The organism is Alteromonas sp. MB-3u-76 (genome assembly GCF_002831605.1).
GTDB lineage: Bacteria > Pseudomonadota > Gammaproteobacteria > Enterobacterales > Alteromonadaceae > Alteromonas > Alteromonas hispanica.
In genome coordinates this window covers 188,747-206,069 of sequence record NZ_CP025115.1, presented here as the reverse complement: position 1 = coordinate 206,069, position 17,323 = coordinate 188,747, and the positions used below count along the sequence as shown (strand labels likewise).

Genomic DNA, 17,323 nt, shown 5'->3' with positions numbered 1-17,323 from the left:
TTCGACTTGTCCCGCTGATCTGGCGGCTTGTGTATCAATGATAAAAAAACTCACAACTCATCAGAGTCTTAAAGTCTGCTTCCCCCCTTCGCAATCCATTTAAGCTTTTGGCTAAAATAGATCCTATCAAACACAATGCTGATAGTCGGCTTGGTTTTACCCTCCACACCATTACTGGCTTTCATCGGCCTAGCCTTACTCACTACTACGGGTTCTATCTGGTAACCACGTTATGCCACCTCACACTCGCAACATTCTTGGATCACTCCTTGAACGATACGTCCAACCATTTGATTGGATCTAATGCCAGGCTTCCCCAGTTACTGCACTGGCTCCCTGTTAGAAATTCCACCCTCAAACACAAAACAGGACTGACTGAGTATCGGGCTTCGCGCTATTTTGCACGCTTACCCTCCTGTCTTGCCGAATCAGGTTCACTTGCGTTGTGTACCTCTAACTTCCTATGGCTTCCTTCAGACCCTGCCGTTGGCCAACAACGCCCTTGCCATTCGGATTATCTTCCCCTCAGTCAGGGTGATTCAGGTTTCTTTCAACCTGACGGGTTTGCCAGCTTCGCTGGGCAAACAAAACAAAAACGCCCACATAAAGTGGGCGCTTTTTGTAAAAGTGCGTGTAATAGCGTGCCGAAATTCATATTGCTATGAAATTAGTAGCTATATATTTAATAGCGAAACTTTTCTAACCAATTTCTGAAGAAGGGTGAAATAACAGACTTGCTGTTTGCCAAACGGTGCCCGTCATTTAAAAGCAATAACTGTGCTTTTTGATGGCGAGCGTATTTCAGGCTGTTCTCGATAGGAATAATATCGTCGTTCCAACCGTGAACTACGCTCACATAGCCGTCGTAAGGAAAACGCTGAATTTCATAATCTGGCATATATAGCGCGGGGGCCATCAGAAAAACCCCACGAGCGGATATTTGGCTAGCTGCCGCCAACGAAACGTAACCGCCCATGCTTGAACCCACCAAAATAACGTCGTTACACTTCTCAGCAATAGTGTCTTTCAGCCGTAATAATCGAGCCTCTGGGCAATCGAGGTCTTGGTAGTCGATACTTTCAACACCAAAGCCCATATCACTTGCTACGTTAGAAAGTGTGGTAATTTTACTGCCCCATGGGCCACTTTCTTTTCCGTGAGAAAATACAACAGTCGTCATCTTGCTAATGTCCTTATTGAAAAGTAGCTAGATTCAATATCACGCTAACTAAACCTCTTTTGACCTTACATTACTTGTTTTGTTTATGGAATAGTTTTTCCACCATCACATAAAACATGGGAACAAAGAAAATAGCCAAGAAAGTGGCCGCGAACATTCCACCCATCACAGCAATACCAATAGCGTTTTGACTAGCAGCGCCTGCTCCACTAGCCAGCGCCAGTGGCGTTACACCTAAAATGAAAGCCATAGAGGTCATTAAAATAGGGCGGAAGCGCTGAGACGCGGCATTAGATACGGCAGTCATTAAATCGACACCGTTCTCGTATTCTTCTTTCGCAAACTCCACAATTAAAATTGCGTTCTTTGCGGCTAAGCCCACTGTGGTTAAAAACGCCACCTGCAAATACACGTCATTGGGCAGATTAAATATAAACGCTGCAGTTACAGAACCAAGGATCCCCAACGGCACTACCAGCATTACCGCAAAAGGAACCGACCAGCTTTCATATAGAGCAGCAAGACATAAAAACACCACTAGAATAGAGATAGCATAAAGCATTGGGGCCTGCGAGCCTGCCTGCTGCTCTTCATAAGATAAGCCAGCCCATTCGATGCCGTAGCCCGGTGGTAACTGCGCAACCAACTTTTCCATTTCAGCAATGGCTTCTCCCGATGAAACACCCTCGGCAGGACTGCCCTGAATATTCACCGAAGAAATACCGTTAAAGCGTTCAAGTTTAGGTGACCCGTACACCCACTCTGTGCTGGCAAACGAGCTAAACGCCACCATTTCGCCGTTACTGTTGCGCACATACCATTTTTCAAGGTCGTCTGGCGTCATGCGATGTGGAATGTCACCCTGCATGTATACGCGCTTAATACGCCCTTTATCGATAAAATCATTAACGTAGCTCGAACCCCATGCAATTTGTAGAGTTCGGTTAATGTCACTTAAGTTCAGACCCAGTGCTGAGGCTTTCTCACTGTCGATGTTTATCTTAAATTGCGGCACATCGCTTAATCCGTTGGGGCGAACGCCCGCAAGTTTAAGGTTTTGCGCAGCCATACCTAGCAACTGGTTACGGGCGTTCATTAACGCTTCGTGACCATTACCACCTCGATCCACTAGCTGCATATCAAAACCCGTAGCGTTACCTAATTCCATAATAGGTGGCGGCACAATAGGAAATGCAGATGCATCTTCAATTTGACTAAAGGCACCAAACGCTCGGCCTAGTACAGCAAATGCCGAGCTATCCTCGTCGCGTTCGCTCCAATCATTCAAATTTATAAATGCCATGCCCGCATTTTGCGCTTGACCAGCAAAGCTAAATCCAACCACTGAAAACAGGCCGTTTACCGCCTCCTGCTCTTGATCGAGAAAATAATCTTCCGCTTGCTTTATCGACTCTAGAGTTCTTCCTGCGGTTGCTCCCGGAGGTGTGCTTACTAACACCATCATGCGGCCTTGGTCTTCATCGGGCAAAAATGCCCCTGGAAGCTGGCTGAAAATAAACGCCATACCACCCACTAACAAACCATACACAACAAAATAGCGCTTAGCCCGCTTCGCCATGTGAGTTGTTGTGCGCTGGTAGGAATCTCTACCTTTATTGAAAGTGCGATTAAACCAGCCAAAAAAGCCCTTATTTTTATCGTGATTTTCGGGGTGCTTTTTTAACAAGGTAGCGCAGAGCGAAGGAGATAAAACAATGGCCACTAATACTGAAAACGCCATTGCAGATACAATAGTTACCGAGAACTGACGATAAATAGCTCCTGCAGAACCACTAAAGAAGGCCATGGGAATAAATACGGTAGAAAGCACAGCTGCAATACCCACCAGCGCGCCGGTAATTTGAGTCATAGATTTTTTGGTGGCTTCGGCGGGCGGCAGTCCCTCCTCTTCCATAATTCGCTCAACGTTTTCTACAACAACGATAGCATCGTCTACCAACAGCCCGATAGCTAACACCATAGCGAACATGGTAAGCACGTTTATGCTAAACCCAAATAACAAAAGCACTGCGAATGTACCAAGCAATACAACCGGCACGGCTATGGTAGGGATAAGCGTTGCACGCCAATTTTGCAAAAACAGCAGCATGACTAAAAACACCAGTATCACGGCTTCAATAAGTGTTTTCACCACAGACTCTATAGACAATTCAATGAAAGGAGAGCTATCAACGGGGTACACCACTTTCACACTATCTGGCAGGTTAGCTCTAAGCTCTTCTACACGAGCTTTTACGTCTTTTATTGTCTCAAGCGCATTTGCGCCCGAGCTTAAGCTAATGGCCATGCCCGACGCAGGACGCCTGTCATAGCGTACAATGACATCGTAACTTTGCGCGCCGAGTTCTACGCGGGCAACATCGCGCACTCTTACCTGTGAGCCATCGGTATTAACCCGCAGCACAATGTTTTCAAAATCTTTTTCTGTTTGTAGGCGGCTTTGCGCCTGAATAGTGGCATTAATTTGCTGATTATTAATGGCGGGTAAGCCACCTAACTGACCGGCAGAGACATCGGTGTTTTGCACTTGAACCGCAGCCTGTACGTCCACAGGCGTTAGGTTGTAACTGTTCAATTTATCCGGATCTAACCAAATACGCATAGAACGCTGTGCGCCGAATACGCGCACATTCCCCACGCCATTGACACGGGAAATGGGATCTTGAAACTGCGACACCAGTAGATCACTCAAATCGTACTGATTCATAGTGTCGTCTTCAGAATAAAAACCAACCGCTAATGCAAAAGCGCTGTTCGACTTAGATACAGTAACGCCCTGTTGTTGCACTTCACTTGGCAACAGCGGCAGCGCACCCTGCACTTTGTTTTGTGTTTGTACTTGCGCAATATCTGGGTCGGTACCGGGTTCAAACGTTAAGCTAATTGAAACACTGCTGTTCGAACTGCTAGCAGAAAAATAGCGTAAGTTATCAATGCCCGACAAGCTTTGCTCGATGACCTGTGTAACAGAGTTTTCTACGGTTTCTGCCGATGCTCCAGGATACGATGCACTAATAGTAACGGTAGGTGGCGCTACTTTAGGGTACTGCTCAATGGGAAGAGAAATAATGGCAAGCACACCTGCCATCATAGTAATAATTGCTAGCACCCATGCAAACACGGGTCTGTCTATAAAAAAGCGAGCCATAACTAAAAATTCCTTGCTTGCTTATCGTGAGCCGCGTGATGAGGGTTGCCATTCAGATGCATTCACTTTGGCACCTGGTTTAACTTTCTGATACCCGGTAACAATAACGCGATCACCTTCGCTAAGGCCGCCGTTAACTACATACTGGTCGCGATATATTTGCCCAACATTCAGCGTTCTGCCCTCTACGGTGCCGTCGTCTCCTACAACATATACTGACAGCGAGCCATTCGGCTGACGGGTAGTGGCTCTTTGTGGAACAAGCAAAGCATTCTCTCGCCCAGTTATTACATGGCCTTTTACAAACAGCCCTGGTAACAAAATGCTATCGGGGTTGGGCATTTCAGCACGCAACGTTACAGACCCGGTGCTTTCATCTACAGTCACTTCTGAAAACTTTACGCTACCTGTGTGCGAGTATTTTTCGCCACTTACCTCGTCTACAGTGAGTTCAACATCCATTGAACCTTGATTGCGCATAGATTGACGTAAGGTCAGTATTGAAGCACCCGACTCCTGCATATCAATGTAAACTGGATCGAGCTGAGTAATAACCGCAAGTTGCTGCGCCTGATTCGTAGTAACCAAGGTTCCCTCAGTAACAAATGAGCGACTTATTTGACCGCTTATTGGCGCGTAAACCTTGGTGTAGCCCATGCTGACCTTGGCAACGTCTACCGCTGCTTCTGCCACACTTATAGCTGCTTGGGCTTGCTCTTTTTGAGCAATAACATCGTCGTACTCTTGTTTACTTACTGCATTTTTCTCAACTAAGTCGTCGTATCGACGCGCCTTGGCTTCCAGTGTTTTTAGATTAGCTTGTGCACTCTTTAAATCTGCTTTTGCACTATTGAGTTGCGCTAAATAGCGCGCCTCATCTATTTGGTAAAGCTGCTGACCTTTTTTTACCTGCGCACCTTCTTCAAAAAGTCGCGCTGTAATAACACCATCAACTTGCGGCCTGACCTGAGATTGCCGTGACGGGCTTACGCGCCCAGGCAACACCATTTCGTGGGTAACAGGCTGTCTTTTAATAGTTATCACAGAAACCGAAGGCGCAGGCATGGACTGCTGAGAACCTGGTGATGATGCTGACTCGTTTGAACACCCAACAACGCCTAACACGGTGAGTAGTGTTGCAGTAAGATAAAAAATGCGACTCATAAATCTTCTTTTTCCCAATAACTTATTAAATGCGGGCGGCGAAATACCAACTACATTACCTCGCCAATGACGGCGAAATGCATCGAAAGGCCTTTTGACCAAGTTTAAATATGTATCTTTACAAACTGCCGGGATACTCACTTGTGGACTGAAGCCATTAGCTGTGGAGTACCGGTTTAGGTGTGGCATAGTTAGGTGATCGTTTAACGAATCTACGCTCTTATCCTGCGTATTGTGCGCGCTTATACTAAAGAATAAAAGACCGAGCGGCTGAATTTACAAATGTTGTCGTTAAACAGCCTTCGACGTTCTTTTAATCCTTATAATACCTACAAATCAGCGTTATTTTATTCTATTTAAACGAATAAAATTTTATCAATAATTGATATGCAGAAATAACGCGCTGAGCGCCTTCTACGCTGCCACCTTTGTCAGGATGCTGTTGCTGCAGCTTTTTTCTGTAGTGTTTTTTAACATCTGCTAACGTGACGTTGCATGATGCCTTTTCTTTCATTGATAAGTACGTAGTGTATGAAAACCCTAATACTTGGTGAGCATCGTCGATTTCGTGGTCGGTATAGGTCTCGAATTGAGCATGCCCCATTTGAGTCCAAAAGCTATCAAGCAACGCTTCTACGCTTTCTTTGTCTGTCTCTTCAAAATTTGACCAATTTAGATAGTAAGACGCCAATGCGTCGTGTGCGTCAACCGCATGGTTTTCAGGTTCGTCGCTGTTGTCGCTGCTATCTTGGCTACTTTTCTGGCTGCTTTTCTGGAAGCTTTCATAAGCGCTATCACATGAAGAGGTAGGTGCAGATAGCTGGATATTGAGTGCGTGAATATCTAACTCGCCAATGCCGCTCATGCGCCATTGATTTCGCAAGCAATACAAAGCGTGAAATAAGACAAAGTGAGTTTTAAATAGTACAAGAGGGTCTCGCAATGCCTCATCGTCAAATACCGAATAAGGCGGATTTTTAAGCTTTGAGATTAACTGGTATTCGCTAACCCCTTGTCTAAAAAGGTCAGTCATCGTTGATAGTATGTCCACGAGCAAATCAGCGAGTGCTTCATGTACTTGAGAACTACTGTTCTTTGTTTCCCTGTTATTTATTTCCATGTTCTTCGTTTTCAAGCTCACCTCGTTAAACATTATTGTTAACAGCAATCTAACCGTAACATGACTGTCTTGAAAGCGTTAACATGCCTGTCCTAAAAAGCGTTACTTGGCTGTCTGCAATAACCGGTCTGCAATCACCGGCAAAAAATGCTTCTCTGCTCGGTCTTTTGCAATAACGGGGGTACTTGCAAAATTATGTTGTGAAAGTAATCCAAAAAATCACAATGCCTGTTAAAGTAGGTCCATAACATAAAAGAAAAATAATGGAGTTAACGTGAAAGTATTAATTGCCTTAGCCAGCATAGTCGGCTTTTTAATGGTGGTTTTGCCCGGCCCCCTATATCAGTTTGCAGGTGTGAGCTTAGGTACTGCCTTTACATCGTTGCGCTTTGGCTTTTATGTAGGCGGCGCAGCCCTTATTCTTATTGTACTGCAAGTGCTAATTAACCGTAAAAATGTGAACTGGGGAAGTACAGTTGCTTGTGCAGTCTTGGCGCTCATAGCCGTAGCCATGCCGGTAAGCATGATGAGCAAGGCCAGTACCGTACCTCCTATTCATGACATTACTACCGACGTAACAAATCCACCTGCGTTCGTTGCCATTGCGCCGTTACGCGAAGGTGCGCCAAATGATATTAATTACGCTGGCGGCGAAATCACTAAACAGCAGCTTGAAGCTTATCCTGAAATAAAGACCCAGCTACTTCCACAGCCTGTAAACGAAGTTTACGTAGCTGCAGAGAAAACCATTGCTATTTTAGGATGGGATAACGTCACCGCTGGCGCTTTGCCCAACACGCTCGAAGCCACAGATACAACCACTTGGTTTGGCTTTAAGGACGATGTGGTAATTAGGCTAACGGAGAAAGGCGACGACACTTTGGTGGATGTGCGCAGTAAATCTCGCGTGGGCAAAAGTGACTTGGGTAAAAATGCTGAGCGTATTAATGAATTTTTTGCGGAGCTTAGAAAGCAACTTGGCTAACGCGTAACTTATTACTAGCCCTAATCAAAGCCCGTATAACGCAAGTTTTACGGGCTTTTTCATGTGTACATGAAGCACTACGGATGGCACTCAGCGAGTGTTAACTCATAATGTTATTGATTAAACAGCCTACTAGCGAGTACTGACCTTCATTTAGTTCCAACAGATAGTACCAACTGACTTTCATTTATATTTTCAAACACTTTCTTGCATCTAAAACGCAATGCCCCCCGTTCTGTTAATTAACTTGCTACTTCATTAAGGATAACTATGAACTCAGGTTATGCACTTTCAGCACTGTCTCTCAGCGTTGCATTGATTTTATCTCCATCGTCGGTTTTTGCATTAGACGACCCAGCCGAAGGTGACATAGAGCACATTCGGGTTAAGGGTAATATGTCACAAAAAAGTGGTGAATTTGTGTCTGCGTCTCAAGGCTGGGTGTCTGGAGATACTTTGCTAGAGCGCCCCATGCTGCGCACCGGCGAGATGCTTGAGTTCATTCCAGGCATGATGGTGACCCAGCACAGTGGATCAGGTAAAGCCAATCAATATTTTTTAAGGGGTTTTAATTTAGACCACGGAACCGACTTCACCGTGAGTGTCGACGGTATGCCCATTAACATGAGAAGTCATGGCCACGGTCAAGGTTACAGCGATTTGAACTTTGTTATTCCCGAAATGGTAGATAACCTGAGCTATTTTAAGGGCACCTATTATGCCAACATTGGCGACTTCTCCAGTGCCGGTGGCGCGTTCTTTAATCTAAGAAATTCTCTAGAAAAGAATCAACTGTTTCTCACTTTAGGTGAATATGGCTATCAACGAATTACCACGGTTAATCAGGCCGACATAGGTGACGGAAAAGCTATTGCCGCCCTTGAATATCAAACCTACGGAGGACCGTGGAGCGATATTAGCGAAGACGTCAGAAAGAAAAACGCCAATATCCGCTACATAACGCCGTTATTTGATGGAGAGTTAACGGTTACTGGAATGGCTTACGACAACAGCTGGAACGGCGCTGACCAAGTGCCGGCTCGCGCCATAGAAAGCGGCCTTATCGATCGCTTAGGCTCTATCGATACCCAAGTGGGAGGCGAATCGTCACGTTACTCTTTATCTGCGAATTACAAAAGCGACGACGTCAATGCATCGTTCTATGTTATCGACACAGACTTAACCTTATTTTCAAACTTCACTTATTTTCTCGACAACCCAGACACCGGCGACCAGTTTGAACAAGCCGATGACAGAAAAATCTACGGCGGCGAAATTTTTACTACCCTTCCCCTAGAAGTAACCGAGGGAAGCACTATTACCATGGGTGCCCAATGGCGCTTCGACGATATTGATAATGTTGGCTTATACCGTACGCAAAATCTTAAACGCCTTAGCACAATCAGAGAAGACGCAGTTAAGAGCAGCAGTTATTCATTATTCGCACAATCGAATATTGTACTTTCAGATGATCTGAGTCTTTCATTAGGTGGCCGCTATGATTATTTAGACGTTGAGGTAGATAGTGACTTAGCAGCAAACAGCGGCAATAAAGGAGACGGATTATTTACTCTTAAAGCCGCACTAAAGTACGCAGTAAGTGAAAACTTAACAGCGTTTGCCAATGTGGGTCAGGGCTTTCACTCAAACGATGCACGAGGAGCAACGATCAGTATTGACCCATCCACAGGTGACGCTACCGCCCCCTCGCCTTTGTTAGTAAAATCTTTAGGATATGAAACCGGATTAAATTACACAGACGGAAGAACCTTTAACATCTCGGCGGCGCTTTGGCGGTTAGAACTTGATAGCGAGTTACTGTACGTTGGCGATGCAGGCTTCACCGAACCCAGTCGCCCTTCCGAGCGCCACGGTATAGAGATAAGCGCCTATTATTGGGTAAACCATCACCTTACTACCGACATAGAAGCAGCCTATACAAAAGCACGCTTTAGCGACCGCGTTGAGGGCGAGGGAAGACATATCGACGGTACGGTTCCTGGTGTTATTAGCGCTGGCGCGACTTACTACCAAAACAGTAATCAATTAGGCATGAGCTATACATTGCGTGCCCGCTACCTGAGTTCACGCACCGTTGAAAGTTTTGATGAAGTTTCTCCACCTTCAACTTTTCTACTTAATGCTCAGGCGGTATACAGACAGCCCAACTGGGATATTACTTTGGAAGTGTTAAACGCCCTTGATAGTGACGACCACGATATTGACTATTTCTATGCTTCGCGATTACCCGGTGAGCCCGAGGGAGGCATTGAAGATTTGCACTATCACCCAGTAGAACCAAGAAATGTGCGTTTAACATTCGCGCTAAGGTACTAGGCTTGTAAGCCATCACTCTCGTTGTTTTGTTTGGGCATTTTCTTTGTAGTGTTTGTTTTGTTAATTTGTGATTGCAAACTCAAGAACAACTAAAAGTTTCTGCCCTTTTTTCAACACTCTTATCAAGCGAATAAAGCTTGAATTCATTCTAGGCTACATAAACATTAATTATTTGTTAACATGCTTTTTTAATGTAGTTTAACAACGTAATCTCTAAGAGCTTTTTTAGTAGGTCTGTTGGAGCATTCGTTGAATTCATTCGCTGGAAATATGCCTTATAAATCGTTATTCCTATGCACTGGTACCTCGTCGTTGCTGCTACCTTTTCTGTTTTTTTTGACCATACATTGTACCAACGCGTCTGCAGCAGATGCAGAAACAACGCCAAATTCTCGCGCTGAGGCGCGTTCAATACCCTTAGTCTTCAGCGGTTCAACAATTAGAAAACGCTTTTTTTTCAGTGTTTACAAAATCAGTCACTTCATGGCCTGGCCCGCAGAAAAGTCGAGCAATCCCGACGAACTTATAAAACTCATCGCTGCAGGCGATCTGTCGCAACGGGTTGAAATAGAGTTTTTACGCGACGTTTCACGAGAGCAAGTAGAAGAGGCACTTATCGACGGTATTGAGCGTAATAACCCCGGTAAAGATTTGAGCGAAATTAAAAACGACATAATACGATTGTCAGAAGGCTTCGATAACGATATAACTGAGAAATCCCGATTGGTGTTAACTCGTATAGATAAAACGAAACTTATCGTACATTTCAATGAACAAAGAATTGTAGAAACAGACAACAGAGAACTCACTGAGGCACTCTGGTCAATTTGGTTTGGTCAAAAACCAATAGTAGATAATAAAGCATTGATAGCAAATCAACTGCGCTAAGAGTAATGAGGCGATTGTGTGAAGGTTGTAAAAGGCAGTATACGTTGTGATAGGTTTCTTGTGCCCTACCGTAATTATGGAGACAAACCAGACACCATTGTATGCATTAGCGGCGCTAAACAAACGATGGCAGTATGGCGAACGTTTGTTAAGCGTTTTGTTCCCTCTTTTTCGGTAGTTGTATTTGATTTACCCGGTACAGGTAGAGCGGAAATTCTATCGGGGGAACCACAGGTAACGTTTGAAGAGCAACAGCAGGTGCTGTTGAATGTTATCGCAGATACCGCAAAGACCGACAAAGTGGTGCTAGCCGCGGCGTCTTGGGGAACCATACTTGCGGCTTATATTGCGGCAAAATATCCTGCCAAAATCGAAAAAATGATACTAGGCAGCTTTGGCGTATCAACCAACGATACCATTTTAGAGCTTATTCATCAGGGTCAGTCGGCGTTTAAGACCGGTGATTTTGAAAGTATTGCTCCACTTATGATCGAATGCTTTGGGCAGTACATTCCCGAATCGCAAAAACAGCAAATGATAAACCAATTTTCGAACATGGACGAGAAAGAGCTGTTGAACTTTTACGAACACTGCGAGTTTGTAAAAACCAGCCGAGATATAAGCAAACTTATCAATCTACGGGAAATAAAAGCAAAAACCTTGGTAATTTGCGGAGAGCACGACACCATTTTAGACCACGAAGGCATACGTGCTGCAGTAACCAAAATACCCAATTGTGTATACAAACTCGTGCCAGATACCGGTCATTTCCTTCACTGGGAAAAACCGGCCATATTAGACACTTACAGTAATTTTCTACACTCTACAGAAAGCGCCTGATTAATTGACAAGTACAGTGGAGTTTATTGTTAATTTAAGTGCCTAGTCGTTAATTCGTATTGCTGACTTACAGTGTCGACTGTTTCAGCAATACGCTATTCACTGCATTGCAGAAGGTTTTACCAATCCGCACTAAAATCGTGATAACTCATTCGTTCATCGCAGCCTCATTGACTGTTTAATTTATACGCTACACTATGAATTGAGTAGTCATACAACAAAGCAAGTAAAAATTCAGCTAACCATTGTCGTACGCATGACTTGTCTAACACATGACTTGTCTAACACGTGAACGGTCAAAAACGATAGGCTGGCTAATAATTACTTAGAAAAATCAGAAAGCGACAAGGGACACACATGAAATCTATACAAAAGTGGTTCGTGCTATTGCTAGGAATAGCAGTAATGCCTGCTTATTCAGCTATTCTCATGAAACCTATCAAGGATCCAGACCTACAATACAAGGGTGAGTTACTTACCGGCACTTACAACGAAAACATTACCCACCCAGATGACTTGCTGGGATTTCCTATAGGCTCTCGCGTTGCCAACCCAACGCAAATACACAGCGCCATTATGCACTGGGCCGGGCAAAGTGACAGACTGCAAGTAATAGAATATGCACGCACTCACGAAGGGCGCCCCCTTGTAGCTGTTTTTATATCAACACCGTCGGTGCTTAACGAATTAGATACGATTAAGCAGAACATTGAGCAACTCGCTAACCCCTTAAAAACAAGCGATAGCGAAGCAAGCAAACTTATTGATTCGCTGCCAGCCGTAGCTTGGATGGCGTACTCTATTCACGGAAACGAAACATCAGGCGCAGATGCCGCGCTAACAGCCATTTATCACTTAATAGCCAGTGAAGACAAAGACGTGGAAGCCCTGCTTGATGATATGGTAGTGGTTATCGACCCCATGATGAACCCAGACGGGCGCGCTAGGTTTGCCAAATCGCTCGAGCAATACCGCGGCACAGCACCTAATGTAGATGACCAATCTTTATTGCACCGCGGTGACTGGCCTTACGGCAGAACAAACCACTACTTTTTCGATTTAAACCGCGACTTCTTTTATCTCACGCAGCCTGAAACCGTCGGTCGAGTGGAAATGATAAACGACTGGCGCCCCCAGCTAATGATTGATGGTCACGAAATGGGAAGCCAAGACACCTATTTAATGGGTCCACCCCGCCAGCCACTAAATCAGAATATAGATCCTAACTTGCAAAAATGGGCAAAAACTTTTGCGCGCGATCAATCTTCAGCGTTCGATAAGAAAGGCTGGCGCTATTACACGGGTGAGTGGTTTGAAAATTGGTACCCAGGCTATTCAAATTACTCTGAATACCGCGGAACTATGCATATTTTATATGAACAGTCTCGCATGGCCGAAGACGGCGTTCGCCGCCCTGAAGGCACTGTGCAAACTTATATCGAATCGGTTCACCATCAGTTTGTTTCTACGCTAGCTAATTTAAAAACACTCGATAAAAACAGCAAAGCCATGTATCGAGATTATTGGCAGGGGCGCAAGAATAATGTGGCCTCAAAAGGCAAATTCGCCAATCGCACTTACGTTGTAATGGCAAATGATAACGTGGGAAGAACAAGCGCACTGGTAAGCCGTTTGCAGGCACAGGATATTAATGTGTATGTTGCGGATAAAGATATTGAAGTAGACCGTGCTACCACTCAATTAGGTGAAGTGAAAGAAGACCTCATCATTCCCAAGGGAAGCCTTGTTATACCCAACCGCCAGCCTGAAGCACCGCTTATTGCCGCTATCATGGAGTTTGACGCTGGCGTTAATGACGCAGTATTACTAGAAGAGCGCCAGAAGACTTTACGTGACGGCTCATCGCTTATGTACGACACAACAGCATGGAACCTGACCATGATGTACGGCCTTGAAAGCGTTACTGTACCCGAGAATATAACGCGTAATGTTAGCCCCTATTCACCAAACACACCTTCTCATGCTCATGCGTTTGTTGATAACGCGATTGCATGGATAGTAGATGGTGCTGATGACCGTTCAGTGGCTTTTGCTGCAAGACTTATGGAACGCGGTGTTCATGTTCGCTATATCGATCGCGATTCTGAGTTTCAAGATACCACGTTCAATCGTGGTTCAATCGCCGTCACCGTTACAGACAATCCCAACAAAAAAGATCTCGCTCAAACCATCAAACAAACGGCTGACGAACTTAAAATATCTGTTACAGCAACGACTAGTGGGTTTGGAGAAGGTGATTTGCCTGAATGGGGTGGCAAGCACTTTGACTTACTCACCCAGCCACAAATTGCCATTTTAAGTCATGGTAACTTTGCTAGCTACGATGTAGGCGCTACCTGGTATAGCTTAGACACGCATCTGGGCATTCGTCATAGCCAAATAGATGTAAACTCGCTAAATCGCACCGACTTGCGCAGATATAACGTTATTATACTGCCTACCAGCTACGGCGCGCTAGATAAGCAAAAACAGACGCTTTTAGACGAGTGGGTTAAAAATGGCGGAACCCTTATTGCCCACGGGCGAAGTGCGGCTGCGTTGGCTAATAAAGACGGTATAGCTAAAGTCAAAACAATTGAAAACAGTTTTGAAAAGGCACTCGATTACGATATTTCTCTTACGCGAGAATATATGGCAGGTGAAGACAAGGTTGATAGAAAGGCAGCTATGTCTCATACCCTGGATGCAGACTACACATTCCCTTGGGACGACCTTCCTAAGCCACTGAAAGAAGACGAGCTAACGCGTCGCGACAAATGGCTAAGTCATTTTATGCCAAGTGGCGCTATGGTAGCTGGCAGAACTGACCAACAGCACTGGTTGACAGCAGGTACCCCTGAGGTATTGCCACTACTTTACAGCAACCAGCCGCTGCTTATGTCGGCAGATAATAGCGAAGCTGTGGTTAGAGCGGGCGTATTTGGTCCAAATGATAGTAAGAAGAAAACAGCTGGTGAGAGCAAAAAGACTGCCGACCGTTGGTTTACCCTACCAGAGAATAAAGCACTAAACGTAAGAATGAGTGGCCTGTTGTGGCCGGAAGCTCAGCAGCGTATTGCGAATACGGCTTACTTGACTCGTGAACGCAGTGGTAAAGGGCAAATTATCTTGTTCTCTGGCCAGCCTAACTTTAGAGGTGCTGCACTAGGCACAAACAGGCTATTACTCAATGCCATTGTGTATGGCCCTGGCCTAGGTAGTCAAAAGCATGTGTCGCTTTAATCAGCACTGAGGCAGCACTGAGACATAACAGAGTTATAAAAAACCAAGGGGCCGTGTTTTTACATAAAGAACACGGCCCCTTTTTAATTTTCGCTGATATATTCCGTTGCTGTGTATAAAGTGCTTCGATGCTCCAGTGACATATTTGATAGGGGCATGGTTTCGCAGTTTTATGACCACTCTTTGCAGTCTTCGCAGTTACCGCAGTTACCGCAGTTATCGCAGTTATCGCAGTTATCGCAGTCGTCTAGATTAACCGGCCTTCCTAACATTTACGGCTTTGTTTATTCCATTCACTACAAAATTAAGTTTCTCTACCCCGTTTAATTTAGGGCGAGCAAAGAGGTAGCCTTGAAACCGCTGAGCACCAGCATGCTGAAGCCACAGCCATTCGTCCATGGTCTCTACTCCCTCGACAATAAGAGGAATGCCCATAGAGTTAGCAAACTCATACACTGCTTCAAAGATAGCCTGTCGCGGTCCATTTTCATGAATATTGGTGGTAATTCTGCGGTCGAGCTTAATTTTATCTGGAAGAAAATCGGCGAGTAATGATAACCCCGCATAACCGGCACCAAAGTCATCTAGGGCAACCCGAATTCCTCTAGAACGCAAATTCTCTATAGCGTCAAAAAAAAGCGCTCCCTCTTCTATAATTTCAGATTCTGTAACTTCCAAAATCAACTGCTGTGGCTTTAAGTTGTTGTCTGATGCTAAACCGAGAAGATAATTCGTAATATCAGGGCAGTGCGTTATAGCACCGGGACATAGATTAATGGCTAACGCTTGGTCTGGGCGCAGTATTTGTGCACCCTGCGCAACAGCAATAGCCTTACTATTCAAATCAAATTGATACTTTTCACTTCCGTGAAAACTATCTAAAACATCTTCAGGAAAACGTCCGTCGTTACTGCGCAATAACGCCTCGTAAGAAACAATAGCACCTTTATGTGTATCCACGATTGGTTGAAAGGCAAATTGAATGTCGGACTGAGCATAGGCCACTACGCTGATCTCATCTTGAACCACAAACGCCCTTAGCGCCTTCAAATCCTTATTAGATAAGCACATGCGCCATTTTCCTGAAGCGAAACCGTTCAGTAAGCCAAAAATCCTGCTATCGCGATGAAGAGAAAGGTCAGACGGCAACCAATAGGCACCGCTTTTTTGGTCGAGCTTTATTGTGCGTAATGCCCAATCGCCAAAATCACGTTGATGTATGGCGTTATCTGTAATTTTAACGATGTTGCCATGTCGTGGATCTTTTTGAATATGTTCATAAAGGCCTGCGATTAAATTTGACTCACCTTCAAGAACCTGAAAAAAATATTCCCCGTCGAAGAGCAAAATACCCGTTACATCATTGTTTAGATTGAAGGGCAAAGAGTCGCTAGTTACTTTATCAAGGTCAACTTGACTCATTTGTGCAGACGCTCTACTACGATATACCAGCTGTCTTATCACGCTAAAACCCTCTATGTGAGATATTGATTGCCCCTGCTTTTTCACCTAACTTCTAATAATGAAAAAAATACCTCCCAAATAAAATGTAGTGCCATTTGTCTGTTTTTTCTAATTTCCATAGATTACAAATTTAAAACCCAACCATTTATGCTTCTAAAAATAAAATTGAATTTCCTTTTGCCGGTGGTTTGCAGAGATAATGACATGCCGCACTATGCAAAAAAATGCAAAAAATTAATTTCTACACTAAAGTTAAGTTCAGCCTTAAAAATCGCTTTGTTGTATCTAACCTTGAAGTTAAGCGAGTATCTACATGAACAAAAGTCTAATTTCCCGTCATTACTGTCTTATCCGGCTCTTTAAACTTATTCTTTTCCCTCTTTTTAGACGACCCCGCAGCTTTCTGAGCAGAAGCTTATGTCTATGCATTATTGGCTATACCGTAATTGGCAACGCAGCAGTTGCTGAAGACAGCCATCACCACTGGCAGCAGTCACCACATCACCTTTCAGTACTTGCTGCCACCACATACACCGATAGCCACGGTAATGCATTTACTCTTGGGATAGATTACGAATACCGTATGAATGACTTCCTTGGCGTAGGGGTGGTTGCCGAATATGCTTTTGGTGAACTTGACGCTTACACTTATCTTGCAGTAGCCGACTTACACATTACCAATAATTTTATTGCTCAAGTGGGTCCAGGCGTTGAGTTTTTTGAAGGTGAAGAAATAGCAGTGGCGCGATTAGGTCTATTATACGAATTTGAAATATCAGGGTTTACGCTATCTCCGCAGCTTCATTACGACTATCATCACGATCACGACGATGCCATAGTGGCAGGTTTAGCAATTGGTATTGCTTTTTAAAACGTAAAGCCATCGGCACGTCGAAAACATGTCTCTGGCTTTAAATATTCAGTGTTGAAACT

At 44.5% G+C, this 17,323-nt stretch carries 12 protein-coding genes; 7 read left to right on the top strand and 5 right to left on the bottom strand.

Translation table 11 applies throughout. The features are described 5' to 3' along the window. Positions 1–269: 269 nt before the first annotated feature. Positions 270–665 carry a hypothetical protein gene (locus tag CW735_RS00910; RefSeq protein WP_198521023.1) on the top strand — a complete coding sequence of 132 codons (396 nt, stop codon included), beginning with the start codon at positions 270–272 and terminating at the stop codon, positions 663–665. 17 nt (positions 666–682) lie between these two features. Here the strand turns inward: CW735_RS00910 and CW735_RS00905 are convergent, their stop codons facing one another. The 4 genes from CW735_RS00905 to CW735_RS00890 all read right to left on the bottom strand — a co-directional run bounded on the left by CW735_RS00905 (position 683) and on the right by CW735_RS00890 (position 6,633). Next, entirely contained in the window at positions 683–1,180 is a 498-nt protein-coding gene (locus tag CW735_RS00905) for an alpha/beta hydrolase (RefSeq protein ID WP_100970719.1), read from the bottom strand. Between the two features lie 70 nt (positions 1,181–1,250). Continuing rightward, a complete protein-coding gene (locus CW735_RS00900) occupies positions 1,251–4,349 on the bottom strand; it encodes an efflux RND transporter permease subunit (RefSeq protein ID WP_100970718.1) in 3,099 nt (1,032 codons plus the stop codon). Between the two features lie 21 nt (positions 4,350–4,370). Further along, complete coding sequence (locus tag CW735_RS00895) at positions 4,371–5,513, bottom strand: efflux RND transporter periplasmic adaptor subunit (protein WP_071978269.1); 1,143 nt, start codon at positions 5,511–5,513, stop codon at positions 4,371–4,373. Between the two features lie 352 nt (positions 5,514–5,865). Then, positions 5,866–6,633, bottom strand: coding sequence for a DNA-J related domain-containing protein (locus CW735_RS00890; protein ID WP_071978268.1), 768 nt, complete (start codon positions 6,631–6,633; stop codon positions 5,866–5,868). A gap of 274 nt (positions 6,634–6,907) precedes the next feature. On the opposite strand from CW735_RS00890, the gene CW735_RS00885 reads away from it, so the two are divergent. The 5 genes from CW735_RS00885 (at position 6,908) to CW735_RS00865 (ending at position 14,926) form a co-directional block, all read left to right on the top strand. After that, positions 6,908–7,618 (top strand): DUF1499 domain-containing protein, encoded by a 711-nt coding sequence (locus CW735_RS00885; protein ID WP_071978267.1) that lies wholly within the window; start codon positions 6,908–6,910, stop codon positions 7,616–7,618. A gap of 270 nt (positions 7,619–7,888) precedes the next feature. Next, entirely contained in the window at positions 7,889–9,955 is a 2,067-nt protein-coding gene (locus CW735_RS00880) for a TonB-dependent receptor (protein ID WP_100970717.1), read from the top strand. Between the two features lie 249 nt (positions 9,956–10,204). Beyond that, complete coding sequence (locus tag CW735_RS00875; protein WP_157812631.1) at positions 10,205–10,843, top strand: chalcone isomerase family protein; 639 nt, start codon at positions 10,205–10,207, stop codon at positions 10,841–10,843. Positions 10,844–10,861: 18 nt separating this feature from the next. Beyond that, entirely contained in the window at positions 10,862–11,683 is an 822-nt protein-coding gene (locus tag CW735_RS00870) for an alpha/beta fold hydrolase (protein ID WP_100970715.1), read from the top strand. Positions 11,684–12,040: 357 nt separating this feature from the next. After that, positions 12,041–14,926: a M14 family metallopeptidase gene (locus tag CW735_RS00865; RefSeq protein ID WP_100970714.1), complete on the top strand. Its 2,886-nt coding sequence runs from the start codon at positions 12,041–12,043 to the stop codon at positions 14,924–14,926. A 252-nt stretch (positions 14,927–15,178) separates the two neighbouring features. Here the strand turns inward: CW735_RS00865 and CW735_RS00860 are convergent, their stop codons facing one another. After that, positions 15,179–16,390: a diguanylate phosphodiesterase gene (locus CW735_RS00860; protein WP_100973139.1), complete on the bottom strand. Its 1,212-nt coding sequence runs from the start codon at positions 16,388–16,390 to the stop codon at positions 15,179–15,181. A gap of 313 nt (positions 16,391–16,703) precedes the next feature. Here CW735_RS00860 and CW735_RS00855 point away from each other — a divergent pair, with 313 nt between their 5' ends. Next, positions 16,704–17,261 carry a hypothetical protein gene (locus tag CW735_RS00855; RefSeq protein ID WP_232368340.1) on the top strand — a complete coding sequence of 186 codons (558 nt, stop codon included), beginning with the start codon at positions 16,704–16,706 and terminating at the stop codon, positions 17,259–17,261. The last annotated feature ends 62 nt before the right edge of the window (positions 17,262–17,323 follow it).